Raw genomic sequence first — 16206 nt, forward strand, 5'->3', positions numbered from 1 at the left:
CAGCAGGAACGGCACCGCAGTGCGGTACGCCGTCGGCGATTCCAATCCGTAGAACAGGGACTGGTCGTCACCGGACTCGAGGAACCGGATTGCGAAGTTGGCCACCGACAGTGCGAGCAGAATTCCCTGCGAGACCACCGCCATCGCCCACGCGAAACGCCTGCCTCGACGCAGGCCGTCACTGACCACGAGCAGGAACAGGGACGGCATGATGCTCAGGATCGTCGGACCGACTCCCCCGAGTCTGAGATCGAGCAGACCACGACGGCATTCGACCGGGTCGGGGGTCGCGTCGGCGCAGATTTCGCGCACCTCCGCCGCCGTGTACGGAACCCCCCGCACTACATCACGAAGTACCGCGAACGGCCCGACAGCGTTGGGGCTCAGGGCCGCCAGTACCGGACCGAGGGCGCTCGCAGCGACAATCAATGCAACCAGCACCCGTCCTTCGCGTCGGGTACCCGCCAGTCGAGGGCCACGTGCGGATCGACCGACGATCCACGGGCCCACGACCAGGCCGATCACCGCCGCAGCGAGCCGAACGACGTCCTGCAGGTGTCCGCCGAACAATGCCAACGTCACCAGCAAGGCCAGCACGCCGACGCGGATTCGCCTGCGCCACAACGTATCCATTCGCGAGGTCGCGACCAGGACCACACCGAAGATCCAGGTCGTCGGGCCCACAGCGGTTCCGACGTGCAACCGGAATCCCCAGTCCGCGTCGAAGGTCTTGGCCAGAACCGCGAGACCGAGGCCGAACAAGGAACCGGCCACCTGCGTCACGAACGCAGCGACGGCGAAGCGACGGGATCCGATACGGCGCTCGATCGGTGCGGCGGCCAGCAGCACCCCGACCGTGGCCACCACACAACCGGCGATGTTGGGCGCCGCCAGACCCGAGGTGAGCGGGGTCCACAGGTGCCAGTGCTCGAACGGCATGATGCCCACGGCGAAGTACTTGTCCATCTCGCCGCGGTTGTCCACGACCGCGGCGACGATGCCCATCACCCAGACGACGGCGAGCAAAGTGAAACTGACCGGTGCTCCCACGGCACCGAACACGATGAGCGCCCACACCCGCCGAAGCTGGCGCATCACTGCAGACGCACCGGACCTCAGGGATTCGGTGCGCGCGGACATCCACGACGGTTCGGCGGGTGTGGATACTTCGGCGTCGGCCGCAGACGGTCGATCCGGATCGGTCACGTTCACGAAATCAACCCTGTTCTCGTCGCCAGCCATGGCAGCTCACGTCGGAGGCCTTCCGACCACACCGCGAAGCTGTGTCCGCCCGGTACTTCGACGTACTGCACGTCCATTCCGGCGGCCTTCGCCGCGTCGTACATCTCCTGTTGGCCCGGTTTGTAGTCGTTGTCGTCGGACCCCACGACGAAGATCCCGGCCGACTCGGGGTACTGACGCGATTTCAGCAGGTCGAGTGGGTTCACAGCGGCGAACGCTGCCGCATTTCCGCCGAAGGCCTCCCGGATGGTGCGATCCCTGTCGCCGAGACTGGGCTCGGTCTGACCCGACAGGTCGAGGAACGTGGGATAGACGTCAGGATGATTTGTCGCCATCTGGATGGAACACGTTCCGCCGTAGGACAGTCCACCTATCGCCCAGTGTGCGCGATTCGGATCGACCTGGAGAGCACTGTCGATCCAGTCGGGTACGTCGCGCGACAGGTACGTGTCGACGTTGCCCAGCGGAGAGTCGACGCACAGCGGGTTGTCGATCGGCGAACCGGTGCCGTCGGCCACCACAACGACCGGCGCCAGGCCGGCGTGGTCTCGGGCGAAGTTGTCCATTGTTTCGGCGAGCTTGCCGCCGTTGAGCCAGTCTTCCGGGTCACCCGGTTGCCCGGCCAGGAGTACGAGTACCGGCAGCAGCGGACGTGGATCGGAGAAATAGGCAGGGGGGAGGTATATCTGCGCATCTCGAGCAGAGAAATTCGATGCCGTGGCAGGGATGGCAGCCGAGGTGATCCGCCCCGCGGACGGCATTCCTGCCGGTGAGGTCCACACAGAATCGAGCGGCGTTCCGGTAACGGTCCGAGAGACCGCTCCCGGCACGTCGGAGAACTGAATGCGGCTCGCGGGCTCGACTCCCAGCGCAGTACCCACGGTCGGATACGCCTCGAACTTCAGGTTGATGTTCAGCGCCGAGACTGCGACGACGAGCACGGCCGCAACCACCGACGCGAGCGTACCCACGACCCCATGCGCCGCCACCGAGCGTGGGATCACCGCGAACAGGGACGCGATGCCGACCCCGATCCAGACATAGATGGACGTCTCGATCGGATCCGGGAGCGGTCGCCACACCTTTTCGACGATCAGGTAACCGATCACCGTGACCACGACGGCCGCCGTTGCCGCAATCGGTAGCCCACGCGTCATGTATAGCCGCGAGCGGGAGACGAGCAGCCAAACACCGCCGAGCACTCCGGCGTCCACAACGATGACAGGCAACGGTCCGTCGATCAAAGAAAGAGAATCGAACCAATCCACGTGAGAGCTCCGCTCGTCTGACGGATTCGGACCGAGATGCGGCACGAACTACCGTCAGAATATTCGTCCGCGACACCGCGCCGATGATGACCCGCCGAAATCGGGCACCAGCGACTATGACCGAACGCACACCGCCTCGGCGCTCGGTACTACCACGAGTAGTACGCATCCGCGTCGGACTAGCCGTAGACTCGGACGAATGGCTGGTCTTGGTGAACTAGAGCGCGCAGTGATGGACCATCTGTGGGAGTCGTCGGATCCCCAGACCGTTCGACAGGTCCACGAGGCACTTGCGACGCATCGCGAACTCGCGTACACGACGGTGATGACGGTGCTGCAGCGGCTGGCGAAGAAGAAGTTGGTCGTCCAGCAACGCGACGACAGAGCGCACCGCTACGCACCGTTGCACGGCCGCGACGAGCTGGTCGCGAGCCTCATGGTCGACGCGCTGTCGCAGGCACCGGCGTCGGGCGGACGCGCAGCGGCACTCGTGCACTTCGTCGGTCAGGTGGGGGCCGACGAAGCCGACGCCCTCCGTGAGGCGCTTGCCGCGTTGGAAGTGGCACAATCGATATCGAAGTCCCCTTCGGCTGGAGATCGCCGTCCGACGGACTGACGCTCGCGGCAGTAGGTGAGGACATGAACTCGACGACTGCGCTGGTATTCGCAGTACTCGCGCTGATCCTGGCTGGGCCGGTTCCGGCACTGCTCGCGCGCGCGAGTTGGCCGTACCGGTCACCGCGCGCCGCCCTGGTGCTGTGGCAGGCAATTGCTCTCGCCGCGGTGCTCTCGGCTTTCAGCTCCGGCCTCGCGATCGGCGGGCTGCTGCTCGTCCCCGGACCTGACGGTCGTCCCACGACGGCACCGACCGACGAGATCGACGCGCTCGGTTTACCCCTGTGGACTCTCTACGTCGTCGTCCTCGCCATCACGCTCGGCATCGGCGCCAAGCTCATGTTCTCTGTCGTTCGGGTAGCGGTCAGAACCCGTCGCCGGCGTTCGAGGCATCGCGTGCTCGTCGATCTGCTGGATCGAACAGACTTGGGAGAGAACCCTTTTCGCGGCCTTCGCGACGCAGACATCCGGGTACTCGACGCGGCCGAACCGATCGCGTACTGCCTACCCGGTCTGCGTCAGCGGGTGGTCCTGAGTCGAGGTACGTTGGCCAGCCTGTCCGAGGCCGAGGTCACTGCGATCCTCAGCCACGAGCGGTCACATCTACGCGCCCGCCACGATCTGGTTCTCGAAGCGTTCACCGCCGTCAACGAAGCCTTCCCGCGGATCGTCCGTAGCAAGTCGGCGCTCGGCAGCGTGCAGCTGCTGGTCGAGCTGCTCGCAGACGACTCGGCGGTCAAGGTCACCGGTCCCACTCCGTTGGCCAGGGCACTGGTCACGTGCGCGGGGTCCACCGCCCCGCGTGGTGCAATGGCCGCCGGAGGGCCGCACACCCTCATCCGTGTGCAGCGCTTGAGCGGCCCGGGTAGCGATGTGCGCATCGCGGCGGCGGCCTACGCGGCGGCCGTGGTGATCCTGGTTCTTCCGACGATCTACGTCGCCATGCCGTGGCTGGAGGAACTGAGCAAGCTCATCGGGTGAGCTCGCACGCGGTCGGGGTCGCACAGGTCACATCGACTCGAGTCGAACAATTGGCGGTACGTCCCGTACAGTAGAGACCGGTCGCCATCGCGACCTAGCAATCGAAATGGCACAAACAGCCCCACTTTATGCAGTTCTCATCTGCATTCTGATGGCCAGGTGACAGTGCCCTGGCTCGTATCAATGTGTTCTGGCTGTTTTTCGTGTTTCCCGGTTCTTCGGGTGCTCTCAGCTTCGGGCTTATTGGCGTGCCCGTAATCCGGAGAGGCTTTACTGCGTGACCCACGCTGTTTCCAACACACCCGTTTCCACCACTTCCGACACCACGGCAGTCCCGACGCCCGTAGCGGCACCGGCCTTCACCTTTGCCGATCTCGGACTGCCCGAGGCTGTCGTCGCCGCATTGGCGCGCAACTCGATCACCGTGCCCTCCCCCATCCAGGAGAAGGCGCTTCCCGACGCGATCGCCGGTAAGAATGTCCTCGGTCGTGCGCAGACCGGCTCGGGTAAGACCCTGGCCTTCGGCCTGCCGATCCTGCAGCGCCTGTCGCTGCACACCGATCGCCCGGCCGCCAAGCGCCCGCGTTCGCTCGTGCTGGTCCCCACCCGCGAGCTCGCCTTCCAGGTCGTCGAATCCCTCGCTCCCTACGCCAACGCTCAGGGCCTGCGAGTCATGCCCGCCGTCGGCGGTACCCCGTTCAACAAGCAGGTCGAGCAGCTCCGCCGCGGAGTCGACGTCCTCGTCGCCACTCCCGGCCGCCTCGCCGATCACCTCCGCCAGGGCACCTGCATCCTGGACTCCATCGAGATCACCGCGCTCGACGAGGCCGATCAGATGGCCGACATGGGCTTCCTGCCCGAGGTGCGTGCAGTGCTCGCCGATACCCCGGCAGACGGACAGCGCATGCTGTTCTCGGCCACTCTCGACCGTGAGGTTCAGTCACTGGTACGCCAGTTCCTGCCCGATCACGTCGAGCACTCCACCCAGGACGGCAAAGCCAGCGTCCGGACCATGGATCACTACGTCCTCATGGTCGACCGGGGTCAGAAGGATCTCGTTCTCTCCGAGATCGGTGCTCGCGAAGGCGGTCGCACCATCATGTTCGCGCGTACCAAGCTGGGCTGCGACGGGATCACCGATCGCCTCCGTGCGCTCGGTATCGCCGCGGAGTCGCTGCACGGCGGCAAGGCTCAGAACCAGCGCACCCGCGTTCTCGAGCGTTTCAAGAACGGCCGCACCCCCGTCCTCGTCGCTACCGACGTTGCTGCTCGCGGAATCCACGTCGACGGTATCGACCTGGTCGTCCACGTCGATCCGCCCGCAGACCACAAGGACTACCTGCACCGCGCAGGACGCACGGCACGCGCAGGCGAGAAGGGCACCGTCGTCGCGATCGTGCTCCCCAACCAGCGTCGTCAGGTTCTGCGTCTGACCGGTATGGCCGGCGTCAAGGCCACTGCCGTCAACGTCTCGCCCGGTTCGGCCGAGCTGAACAGCATCACCGGGGCGAAGAAGCCGACCGGTGAGCCTCTGCGCGCCGAGTCCGCTCCTCGTGACCGGAACAGCCGTCCCGGATACCAGGGCTCCAACCCCCGTAGCGGCGGCGGATACCAGGGCTCCAACCCCCGCAGTGGCGGCGGATACCAGGGCTCCAACCCCCGCAGTGGCGGCGGATACCAGGGCTCGAACCCGCGCAGCAGTGAGGGCTACCAGGGTGACCGTCCCCGCACCGGATACCAGGGCTCGAACCCGCGCAGCAGCGGCGGATACCAGGGCTCCAACCCCCGCAGCAGCGAGGGCTACCAGGGCGACCGCCCGCGTCGCTCCGAGGGCCGCGGCTACGAGGGTCGTGGATCCGACAACCGTGGCTCCGACAACCGTCGTCCCGCGTCCGGCCCCCGCCAGGACGAGCACCGCTCCGGAGGCTTCCGCAGCCGCACGGAACGCCGTTCGTACGACGGTTTCGACGGTCCGGCTCGCAGCCACTGATCGGTTCGTCACCGTGAGGTCGTGACCCGACCGGCACAGCACCACTCGAACACAACGGGTGCCGCATTCTTCGCGAATGCGGCACCCGTTGTCGTTGCCGGTGGTCGGGTTCGGCACCGGCCGGGGGGTTGGCTCGCGCGAAATCTCTCGGCAGGGAAAGCTGTCTGTATGACCTCAGCAGCAGAACCGACAGAACTGGCTCAGATCGGAGTCACCGGACTCGCCGTCATGGGCTCCAACATCGCCCGCAACTTCGCCCATCACGGCCACACCGTCGCATTGCACAACCGCAGTGTCGCCAAGACCGATAGCCTGATCGCCGAGCACGGCACCGAGGGCAACTTCGTTCGCACCGAAACCATCGAGGAGTTCGTCGCCGCTCTCGCGAAGCCGCGCCGAGTGCTCATCATGGTCAAGGCAGGCGACCCGACCGACGCGGTGATCGAGGAGCTCGCAGGCGCGATGGAGGAGGGCGACATCATCATCGACGGTGGTAATGCCCTCTACACCGACACCATTCGTCGCGAGGCGGCCATGAAGGAGCGCGGACTGCTCTTCGTCGGTGCCGGCATCTCCGGCGGCGAAGAAGGCGCGCTCAACGGACCGTCGATCATGCCGGGTGGTCCGGCCGAGTCCTACAAGGCACTGGGTCCGCTATTGGAATCGATCGCAGCTCAGGTCGACGGCACGCCGTGCTGCACCCATATCGGCCCCGACGGCTCCGGACACTTCGTCAAGATGGTCCACAACGGCATCGAATACGCCGATATGCAACTCATCGGTGAGGCGTACAACCTGTTCCGCGACGCTCTCGGCTACACGCCGGCTCAGGTAGCGGACGTGTTCACCGAATGGAACAACGGTGATCTGGAGAGCTACCTCGTCGAGATCACCGCCGAGGTTCTTCGGCAGGTCGACGCCAAGACCGGTCAGCCTCTCGTCGACGTGATCGTCGATGCTGCCGAACAGAAGGGCACCGGTCGCTGGACGGTCAAGGCGGCCCTGGACCTCGGGGTTCCCGTCACCGGTATCGCCGAGGCGGTGTTCGCTCGGGCTCTGTCGGGGTCACGCGCTCAGCGCAAGGCAGCCGTAGGACTCGCCTCGGGAACACTGGCCGACAAGCCGACCGACGCGGAGCAGTTCACACACGACATCAGTCGGGCTCTGTACGCGTCGAAGATCGTCGCCTACGCACAGGGCTTCGACCAGATCGCCGCGGGCAGTGCCGAATACGACTGGAATCTGCATCCCGGTGACCTCGCCACGATCTGGCGCGGTGGCTGCATCATTCGCGCGCGGTTCCTCGATCGCATCAAGGACGCGTACGACGACAACGCCGAACTGCCGAGCTTGATCCTGGCCCCGTACTTCCGTGATGCCATCGAGAACGCCATCGACAGCTGGCGTCGGGTCGTCATCACCGCGGCTTCGTTGGGCATTCCGGTCCCCGCGTTCGCGTCCTCGCTCTCCTACTACGACGCGTTGCGGGCAGAGCGTCTACCTGCCGCTCTGACACAGGGACAGCGAGATTTCTTCGGGGCGCACACCTACGAGCGAACCGACTCGGAAGGAAAGTTCCACACTCTGTGGAGCGGCGATCGTTCCGAAATAGAAGCCTGACCGACGACCGCCCGCCGGTGGCGCTGCGTGCATCACGCAGCGCCACCGGTGCTGGGTACCCCGGTCAGACGGGCACCGGCCCGAGTATCGGTTGGACCACCGTCGACGGGATGCCCTCCCACGGCAGGGCACCTTCCAGGTCCTTCCACACCGCCTGCACCGCACTGAAGCACCCTTGGCCGTACACGTCGGATGCCGTGTACAGAATGTCCGCGCAGTCCGGTACGTCGATGGTGAACAACTCGAATCCGGCTGCAGTGCAACCGATTCCGGATTCGAGCTCCAGCATTCCCGAGGCCACCGAGGCACCGAGCGAATTGAGAATTCGCGAGGACTCGTGCGGCCCGCGCCCCGTCATGACGATCTCCGGACTGCCGAAATTCGTGAGACCGACCGTGTAGCAGAACGCCGGATGGATACCGTCGGGATCGACTTCCGACTCGACGTACTGCAGGGCCCACCCACACCTGTCGATCGTGCGTCTCACACCTTCGATGTACTCGTCGACGCTGTAGCCCTGACACATCTTGCACATAGCTCCCCCACACTCTGCGTGCGATCGCCCCCTCGGCAATCACGGTGTCGAACGCCGATCGAACAAGCGTTCTACCCCGAGTATTGCGCGGGGCACCGACAAGAAGATTCCGACGCCTGGTCGACGCAGCGGTAGGGTCACAGCCATGCCGGGTCAATCCGTTCGATCGTTCGCAGAACTGGGACTGCCCGTGGTTCTCGTGCACTCGCTGAGGAAAGCGGGTGTCTCCGAGCCGTTTCCGATCCAGTCCGCCGCCCTGCCCGATGCGCTCGCGGGCCGCGATGTGCTGGGCCGTGCTCCGACCGGATCCGGCAAGACTCTCGCGTTCGGGCTTCCGCTGCTCGTGCGGCTTGCCGGCCGACGCAGCGAGCCCGGTGCACCGCGTGGACTCGTGCTGGCTCCCACTCGCGAACTTGCGCTCCAGATCCAGGAAGTGCTCGACATCCATGGTGCGACGTTCGGCCTGCGCAGCGTCGGCGTGGTCGGCGGCGTTCCGCTCGAGCGCAATGTCCGAGAGATACATCGCGGAATCGACATCGTGGTGGCCACACCCGGTCGCCTCAACGATCTCCTCGAGCGTCGTTCGATCACGTTGAATCGGGTGGAAGTCACCGTGATAGACGAGGCAGATCGCATGGTGGACATGGGCTTTCTGCCCCAGGTCGATTCACTTCTCGCTGCGACACCGACCGGCGGCCAGCGGTTGCTGTTCTCGGCGACCCTGGACGGAGACGTCGACCGCCTGGTCGAGAAGTTCCTCAGCGATCCGGCCGAACATTCCACCGCGGAGTCGGTGAGCGAACCCGACATCGCGCATTACGTGTTTCGGGTCGATGCTGCCCGCAAGACAGAAGTAGCTGCGGCACTTGCCAACAGGGACGGTCGCACGTTGCTGTTCGTCCGCACCACTCACGCGGTCGACCGGCTCACCGACGACTGTCGCCGGCTGGGTGTATCGGTATCGTCGTTGCACGGCAACAAGACTCAGGCGCACCGCACACGTTCGCTGGCCGCCTTCGGCGACGGCGCATCGACTGCGCTGATCGCGACCGATGTCGCGGCACGTGGGGTTCACGTCGACGACGTCAGCCTCGTGGTCCACGTGGACCCACCACTGGATTCCAAGGACTACGTGCATCGCGCAGGTCGCACCGCCCGCGCCGGATCCAGCGGAACCGTCGTGACGTTGGCTACGGCCGAACAGGTGGATCACGTGTGCGCGATGGCGGGCGATGCCGGTGTCTCGGCAACGGTGGTCGACACCGAGAGCGATCCCACCTCGTGGCGTCGATTGACCGGGGCGCGTACACCCATCGGCAGGCCGCTCCCGGCCGAAGCGGTCGAAGCACCGGCACAACGTGGATCGCGGCGCGGTGCTGCGCCCGTCCGACACGAGCGAGGCGAGCGGACCGGGGGCAGGCGGGGCGGCAACAGAGGACGACGCGGGTGACCGCCTCGTGGCTGTCGATCGCGCTCGCCCTGGTTTCGGCATTCCTGTTCGCCTGTGCGTCGGTGGCACAGCAGAGCGCCGCGGCGTCGGTCCCCGAGGGAACGTCACTGCTCTCGGCTCTGATCCGAAGCCCCAGATGGTGGGTGGGCGTACTCGGCGACGGGGGCGGCTACGCCGTTCAGATCGCTGCACTGTGGGTCGGTTCGGTCCTGGTCGTGCAGCCGTTGCTCGTCACCGCCCTGCTGTTCGCACTCCCGATGTCGGCGAAATTGGCGGGCCGGGTTCTCCCTGCTTCGACGTGGGTGCTCGCATTCCTGCTTGCCGCCGCCCTCGCGGTGTTCATCGTGGTCGGCGACCCCAGCGAAGGTGACACCGACGCCCCTCTGTCCGACTGGATCGTTCCTCTGATCGTCGCCGCGGTCGTGATCGGCGGCGCAGCAGTGGGAGGTCTGCTCCTGACCGCCCCCGGTGTGCGGGCCCTGTTGCTCGGAGCCGCAGGAGGGTTGCTGTTCGGTCTGGCCGCGGCTCTGACGAAGTTGGTCACCGACCTCGTGGAGAACGAGAGGTTCGGCGCGTTGACGGCCTGGCAGACCTACGCCCTCGTCGGATCGGGAGTTCTCGGCTTCTACCTCCAACAACGCGCGTTTCAAGTCGGTCCGCTGTCCGCGTCCATGCCTGCCGTCACGATCGGCGAGCCCCTCGGCGCTGCGTTCATCGGCATCACGGTCCTGGACGAGCGAATCAGAACCGACGGGGCTTCCCTCGCCGTCATCGCCGTAGCGGTGTCCGTCATGATCGCCGCGACGATTCGACTGTCTCAGACCCAGGCGTCGACTCGCATCGAAAGGGAGACGGTGGACGGGGCGTCGACCCCGCCGATCCAGCCCGACCGGTAGTCTCGATCAACGTGCAGTTCCTCGATGGTCATCAGCCGCCCTACGATCTCACCTACGACGATGTCTTCCTCGTCCCCAACCGAACCGACGTCACGTCGCGATTCGATGTCGACCTCAGTACGGTCGACGGCTCGGGAACGACCATTCCGATCGTCGTGTCGAACATGACCGCGGTGTCGGGTCGGCGTATGGCCGAAACCGTCGCACGTCGCGGAGCGATCGCAGTGATCCCGCAGGATCTCCCCACCGAAGCCGTCGCCGAAACCGTCGCATTCGTCAAGAGTCGCGACCTGATCGCGGACACACCGGTCGTCCTCGGCCCCAACGCATCCGTGTCCGACGCTTTGGCGCTGATGCACAAGCGTGCACACGGGTCGGTCGTGATCGTCGAACACGGCAAGCCGATCGGAGTCGTGTCCGAGGGTGCCTGCGCCGACGTCGACCGATTCGCGCGGCTCAGTTCCGTGGCGTCGGCCGATTTCGTGCGAGCCCCTCGCCACGCGTCGCCCAAGGAAGTTTTCGAGCTGATGGAGGCGGCACACGCCCACCTCGCCGTCGTCGTCGAGAACGACGGCTCCCTGGCAGGTGTGGTCACCAGGACCGGCGCGATCAGAACCGGAATCTACGCGCCTGCAGTCGACGCGTCGGGTCGCCTCCGCATCGCTGCTGCGGTCGGCATCAACGGCAACGTGGCCGAGAAGGCGACCGCACTGGTCGAGGCCGGGGCCGATGTGCTCGTGATGGACACCGCTCACGGGCATCAGCAGAAGATGCTCGAAGCCCTCGCTGCCGTGCGCTCCCTCGATCTCGGCGTTCCCCTGGCGGCCGGCAATGTGGTGTCCGCGCAGGGGACGCGCGATTTGGTGGAGGCGGGCGCGGACATCGTCAAGGTCGGTGTCGGGCCGGGAGCGATGTGCACGACACGCATGATGACCGGCGTCGGACGCCCCCAGTTCTCGGCTGTCGCCGATTGTTCGGCTGCGGCAGCCGAACTCGGGGCTTCGGTGTGGGCCGACGGCGGTGTACGCCACCCACGTGACGTTGCTCTCGCACTGGCTGCCGGCGCTGCGAACGTCATGATCGGCTCGTGGTTCGCCGGCACGTACGAGTCGCCGGGCGACCTGCGGGTGGACGCATCCGGCAATCGGTACAAGGAGAGCTTCGGTATGGCGTCCAAGCGAGCCGTTGCCGCCCGTACCGCCACCGATGGGGCGTTCGACCGGGCTCGCAAGGCCTTGTTCGAGGAGGGCATTTCCAGTTCGCGGATGCGCCTCGATCCCGATCGGCCCGGTGTCGAGGACCTGATCGATCACATCTGTGCCGGAGTTCGCAGTACCTGCACGTATGCGGGTGCCCGTTCGCTGCCGGAGTTGGCCGAACGAGCAGTTCTGGGAGTCCAGTCCGCTGCCGGATTCGCCGAAGGACGGCCCCTGCCCTCCGGGTGGTGACGGTCGGGCACGGTTAGACTCACCCACAGCAAACACAGTTGTTCGCGCTCGTCACTCGTCGGACATTCGAGCATTCGATTCCCGACGTCTGGCGGAACGGTCGGCTCCTCACGGGGTGGGACCACATCGCGAACCGGACAGAAGGGAATCAGGTGCCCGAGGCACCCACTATCTCGGTTGCCGTAGCGGCAACTGCGGAACAACACGACGACGGTTCCACTTCGGAGGGATCCTCTATCGAGCCGGGAGAGAGACCCGGCGACTCAGATTCCGGCAACCACGTGCATTCCGGCGGCGCGATGCTCCTGTCCCAGCTTCGACGGTCCCGGCTCAGGCGGAGCTGACGCGTGGCACTTCTTCTGACCATCGTCAGCCTGCTCGGTTTCGTCGCTCTGACGGCCGGGACCGCACTGTTCGTTGCGGCCGAGTTCTCTCTGACCGCTCTCGAACGCAGTGCGGTCGAGTCACAGGCCGACAACGGCGACCTGCGCTCACGCCAGGTATTGCACGCTCACAAGACACTGTCGTTTCAGCTGTCCGGTGCCCAACTCGGCATCACCATCACGACACTGATCACCGGTTACCTGGCCGAACCTGTGCTGGCCGGCTTCATTCGGCCGCTGGCCGACGCGCTGGGCGCATCCGAGACCCTCTCCGCAGGCATCTCGCTCGCGGTGGCGCTGATCCTGGCCACGTCGTTCTCGATGATCTTCGGTGAGCTGGTTCCCAAGAACATCGCCATTGCGAAACCGATGTCGACCGCTCGTGTCACCGCCGGTGCAATGGCCGGGTTCTCACTGGTCTTCAAATGGGCCATCAACGGGCTCAACGGTTCGGCGAACTGGCTGGTACGCCGGCTCGGGATCGAACCGGCGGAAGAACTGAGATCCGCGCGATCGCCGCAGGAACTGGGTTCGCTGGTCCGCACGTCGGCGCGGCAGGGATCGATCGACGAGAACACCGCCCGACTGGTCGATCGATCGTTGCAGTTCGGTGATCGCACGGCCGAGGAACTGATGACGCCACGAGTCAAGATCGAAACGCTCGCCACCGACGCCACGGTGGCCGATTTGATCGAAACGGCGGCGCGGACCGGCTTCTCGCGCTTTCCGGTGGTCGACGGCGATCTGGACGACACCATCGGCGTCGTTCACATCAAGCATGCGTTCACCGTCGCCGGAGCGCACCGTCGCTCGACGACGGTCGAGTCCCTGGCACGCGACGTTCCTGTCGTACCGTCCAGCCTCGACGGCGACGCGGTGATGGAACGGGTACGCGCCGACGGTATGCAGGTCGCGCTCGTCGTCGACGAGTACGGCGGCACCGCGGGCATGGTCACGATGGAGGATCTGATCGAGGAGATCGTCGGTGACGTGCGCGACGAACACGACGAGCCGGAGCTTGACGTCTCCAGGTCGGGCGACGGATGGGATTGCGCAGGCCTGCTGCGTATCGACGAGGTCGCGTCGGCCACGGGGTATTCCGCGCCGGAGGGCGAGTACGAAACCATCGGCGGTCTGGTACTGACCGAGTTGGGTCGCATTCCGACCGAGGGGGACGCAGTTCTGTTGCCTCCCCCGGCCAACGAGGATCCGCTCGAACGAGACGGCGGTTGGGTGGCACGGGTGATTCGTATGGACGGCCGCCGCATCGACCGGGTGGTGCTCCTGCCCGTCGACGCGGCAGCGGTGGCTCGGATGAGATCGGACGGTGAGATCGATGGGTGATTTCCTCGGAGTCGGTCTCGCTGTTCTGCTGCTCGCCGGCAACGCATTCTTCGTCGGCGCCGAGTTCGCACTGATCTCGGCTCGGCGGGATCGCCTCGAAGCTCTGCTCGCGCAAGGCAAGAAGCGCGCCCAGAGCGTGATCGAGGCCGGTCAGAACCTGTCGCAGATGCTCGCCGCCGCACAGCTCGGCATCACGATCTGCTCGATCCTTCTCGGTCGCGTGGCGGAGCCCGCGGTGGCACACCTGATCGAGGTTCCGCTCGAGGCAGTCGGCATTCCCGAGTCCTTCCTGCATCCGATCGCCTTCGCCATCGCGCTGACGCTCGTGGTCGTGCTGCACATTCTCGTCGGCGAGATGGTGCCCAAGAACATCGCCATCGCGGGCCCGGAGAGCACCGCCATGATTCTGGTGCCCATCCATCTGCTGTTCATCAAGGTGGCACTGCCGCTGATCTCGTTCTACAACATGTGCGCCAACCTCACCCTTCGACTGCTGCGGATCGAACCCAAGGACGAGCTGAGTTCGTCGGTGTCGGCGGTCGAGTTGTCGCAGATGATCGGCGAATCACGATCCGAGGGATTGATCGACGCCGAGGAGCATCGACGATTGCGGCAGGCGCTCGAGACGTCCGGCCGAACGGTGGGTGAGGTTCTGATTCCCTCGCACCAGGTTCGCAGTATCGAGTTGTCCGGTCCCGATCACACCCTCGGACCCACCCTGGGCTCGGTCGAACGAGCCGTCATCGAAACGGGATTCTCGCGCTATCCGGTTCGCGACGCCTCGGGTGCACTTGTGGGCTACCTGCACCTCAAGGACGTACTCGACGACATGGCCGACGAGTCGGCAGGACCGGACACGGTCATTCCCCGCACTGAAGTGCGAGCACTGCCGGTGGTCTCCATCGACACGGTGCTCGACGACGCGTTGACCAAGTTGCGTCGGGCCAGCAGCCACCTCGGTGCCGTGCACGACGCGACCGGTGCCACGGTCGGTATCGTCGCGCTCGAGGACCTGGTCGAGGAGTTCGTCGGTACGGTTCGGGACGGCACACACCGGGTGGCCGGTCCCCGTCCGGGTCAATCGTCGTCCAACTTCAAGCCTGCGACCACTCCCCCACGGAACGCGTGAATGCCCAATTCGACGTTGGTGAGCGAAGGGCAGTGGACCGCTCGTCGTGCTGCGCATACGGCGCGGGTGGAGAACCTCGTCGGTGATTATCTGACCGACCGGGGCCACGGCGGCGTCCATCCGGTGCTCGATTTTCTGTTCACCTACTACAGTCACCGCCCGGGTCAGCTACGCCGATGGAATCCAGGTCACGGCGTCGTACTCACCGGCGATCGTGCGCGTGACTACGCGGAGTTCGCGTCCTACGAGCAGGTGGACACCGCCGACGGCCCGGGTTTTCGGGTGCGGTCGGATCTGGTCGAGCGTCGACGATCGAGCATCGAATTCACCCTCGGCCTGCTCTCCGCCACCCGAGACAGGCCGCCGGTGCTCGGATGTTTCGGACTGCACGAGTGGGCGATGGTTTACCGCGGGGGAACGTCGGCGCAGCGTCACGAGCAGGTGCCACTGCGTCTGGGACACGACGGAACCGATGCCGTGGTCGATTCGATGACGTTGCGGTGCACTCACTACGACGCCTTCCGCTTCTTCACTCCCGATGCTGCGCCGCGCAATGCTCTTACGCTGTCGGCGGAGTCGCGTCTGACATCCGAGCAACCCGGGTGCATTCACGCCTCGATGGATCTGTACAAGTGGTGCTACAAGCTCGGACCGCTGATCGATTCCGAGTTTCTCACCGACTGCTTCGAGCTGGCTCTGCACGCGCGAACGATCGACATGCGCGCGAGCCCGTACGACCTGAGTGACTACGATCTCGAACCCATTCGAATAGAGACCGCGGCCGGACGAGCGGAATATGTGCGCGCGCAGGGAGAGTTGTCGAGCGAAGCGGCACCTCTGCGCTCGGCGTTGATCGCTCGATGCCAGAATTTACTGATCGGCGGCGAGTTCGGCGTCGGACCTACCGCCGAGTAACATCGACAGCGTTGTCGTGGGGACACCGGTCACCGGTGTCCATGACCGGAAAGAGCGAGGAATTCATGACCGATCGTGTGCAGGCTGGTGGACTTCAGGTCGCCAAGGTCCTATTCGATTTCGTCGAGAAGGAGGCGCTGCCGGGTACCGACGTGGATTCGGATGCCTTCTGGACCGGTGCCGCGTCGCTGATCGCCGATCTCGCTCCCAAGAACAAGTCGTTGCTCGCTGTCCGCGACGAGATCCAGGGCAAGGTCGACGCCTGGCACGGTGAGCACGCGGGGCCGAACTACGACCGCGCCGCGTACAAGGCATTCCTGAAGGAGATCGGCTACCTGCTCGACGAGCCGGCCGACTTCCAGATCAGCACCTCCGGTGTCGACACCGAGA

General features: G+C 65.5%; 13 protein-coding genes and 1 pseudogene. 11 read left to right on the plus strand and 3 right to left on the minus strand.

Annotation, left to right across the window (positions count from 1 at the left end):
* Together A2J02_RS04630 and A2J02_RS04635 are read right to left on the minus strand one after the other, a co-directional pair.
* The coding region (locus A2J02_RS04630; RefSeq protein WP_442971445.1) for a rhomboid family intramembrane serine protease at positions 1–1140 on the minus strand (1140 nt) is incomplete at its 3' end.
* Between the two features lie 68 nt (positions 1141–1208).
* Complete coding sequence (locus A2J02_RS04635; protein ID WP_068047373.1) at positions 1209–2510, minus strand: alpha/beta hydrolase; 1302 nt, start codon at positions 2508–2510, stop codon at positions 1209–1211.
* 199 nt (positions 2511–2709) lie between these two features.
* On the opposite strand from A2J02_RS04635, the gene A2J02_RS04640 reads away from it, so the two are divergent.
* The 4 genes from A2J02_RS04640 (at position 2710) to gndA (ending at position 7716) form a co-directional block, all read left to right on the plus strand.
* A complete protein-coding gene (locus tag A2J02_RS04640) occupies positions 2710–3126 on the plus strand; it encodes a BlaI/MecI/CopY family transcriptional regulator (RefSeq protein WP_068047374.1) in 417 nt (138 codons plus the stop codon).
* A gap of 23 nt (positions 3127–3149) precedes the next feature.
* Positions 3150–4106: a M56 family metallopeptidase gene (locus tag A2J02_RS04645; protein ID WP_068047375.1), complete on the plus strand. Its 957-nt coding sequence runs from the start codon at positions 3150–3152 to the stop codon at positions 4104–4106.
* Positions 4107–4383: 277 nt separating this feature from the next.
* Positions 4384–6096, plus strand: a complete 1713-nt coding sequence (locus tag A2J02_RS04650; protein WP_068047376.1) for a DEAD/DEAH box helicase — start codon at positions 4384–4386, stop codon at positions 6094–6096.
* A gap of 168 nt (positions 6097–6264) precedes the next feature.
* Complete coding sequence (gene gndA, locus A2J02_RS04655; protein WP_068047377.1) at positions 6265–7716, plus strand: NADP-dependent phosphogluconate dehydrogenase; 1452 nt, start codon at positions 6265–6267, stop codon at positions 7714–7716.
* 64 nt (positions 7717–7780) lie between these two features.
* Here the strand turns inward: gndA and A2J02_RS04660 are convergent, their stop codons facing one another.
* Entirely contained in the window at positions 7781–8203 is a 423-nt protein-coding gene (locus A2J02_RS04660; protein WP_231893714.1) for a DUF4262 domain-containing protein, read from the minus strand.
* Positions 8204–8396: 193 nt separating this feature from the next.
* On the opposite strand from A2J02_RS04660, the gene A2J02_RS04665 reads away from it, so the two are divergent.
* The 7 genes and pseudogenes from A2J02_RS04665 to A2J02_RS04695 form a co-directional block, all read left to right on the plus strand.
* Entirely contained in the window at positions 8397–9701 is a 1305-nt protein-coding gene (locus A2J02_RS04665) for a DEAD/DEAH box helicase (RefSeq protein WP_231893715.1), read from the plus strand.
* Positions 9698–10597: a DMT family transporter gene (locus A2J02_RS04670; protein WP_068047387.1), complete on the plus strand. Its 900-nt coding sequence runs from the start codon at positions 9698–9700 to the stop codon at positions 10595–10597. Before A2J02_RS04665 ends, A2J02_RS04670 begins: the two co-directional genes overlap by 4 nt.
* An 11-nt stretch (positions 10598–10608) precedes the next feature.
* Entirely contained in the window at positions 10609–12045 is a 1437-nt protein-coding gene (locus A2J02_RS04675; RefSeq protein WP_068047388.1) for a GuaB1 family IMP dehydrogenase-related protein, read from the plus strand.
* A gap of 347 nt (positions 12046–12392) precedes the next feature.
* On the plus strand, positions 12393–13772 hold the full coding sequence (locus A2J02_RS04680) for a hemolysin family protein (RefSeq protein WP_068047389.1): 1380 nt from the start codon (positions 12393–12395) through the stop codon (positions 13770–13772).
* Positions 13765–14901 (plus strand): hemolysin family protein, encoded by a 1137-nt coding sequence (locus tag A2J02_RS04685; RefSeq protein ID WP_068047390.1) that lies wholly within the window; start codon positions 13765–13767, stop codon positions 14899–14901. Before A2J02_RS04680 ends, A2J02_RS04685 begins: the two co-directional genes overlap by 8 nt.
* Positions 14902–15816, plus strand: coding sequence for a 3-methyladenine DNA glycosylase (locus A2J02_RS04690; RefSeq protein WP_068047392.1), 915 nt, complete (start codon positions 14902–14904; stop codon positions 15814–15816).
* A gap of 65 nt (positions 15817–15881) precedes the next feature.
* Positions 15882–16206: pseudogene (locus tag A2J02_RS04695) on the plus strand (malate synthase G); the annotation flags it as partial.

Origin of the sequence: Rhodococcus sp. EPR-147, assembly GCF_001647185.1 — a bacterium.
Lineage (GTDB): Bacteria > Actinomycetota > Actinomycetes > Mycobacteriales > Mycobacteriaceae > Rhodococcoides.

Bases quoted from the DNA above. Each gene is read 5' to 3' on its own strand.
- A2J02_RS04640 (WP_068047374.1), top strand. From the start codon at position 2,710: ATGGCTGGTCTTGGTGAACTAGAGCGCGCAGTGATGGACCATCTGTGG.
- A2J02_RS04645 (WP_068047375.1), top strand. From the start codon at position 3,150: ATGAACTCGACGACTGCGCTGGTATTCGCAGTACTCGCGCTGATCCTG.
- gndA (WP_068047377.1), top strand. From the start codon at position 6,265: ATGACCTCAGCAGCAGAACCGACAGAACTGGCTCAGATCGGAGTCACC.
- A2J02_RS04665 (WP_231893715.1), top strand. From the start codon at position 8,397: ATGCCGGGTCAATCCGTTCGATCGTTCGCAGAACTGGGACTGCCCGTG.
- A2J02_RS04685 (WP_068047390.1), top strand. From the start codon at position 13,765: ATGGGTGATTTCCTCGGAGTCGGTCTCGCTGTTCTGCTGCTCGCCGGC.
- A2J02_RS04690 (WP_068047392.1), top strand. From the start codon at position 14,902: ATGCCCAATTCGACGTTGGTGAGCGAAGGGCAGTGGACCGCTCGTCGT.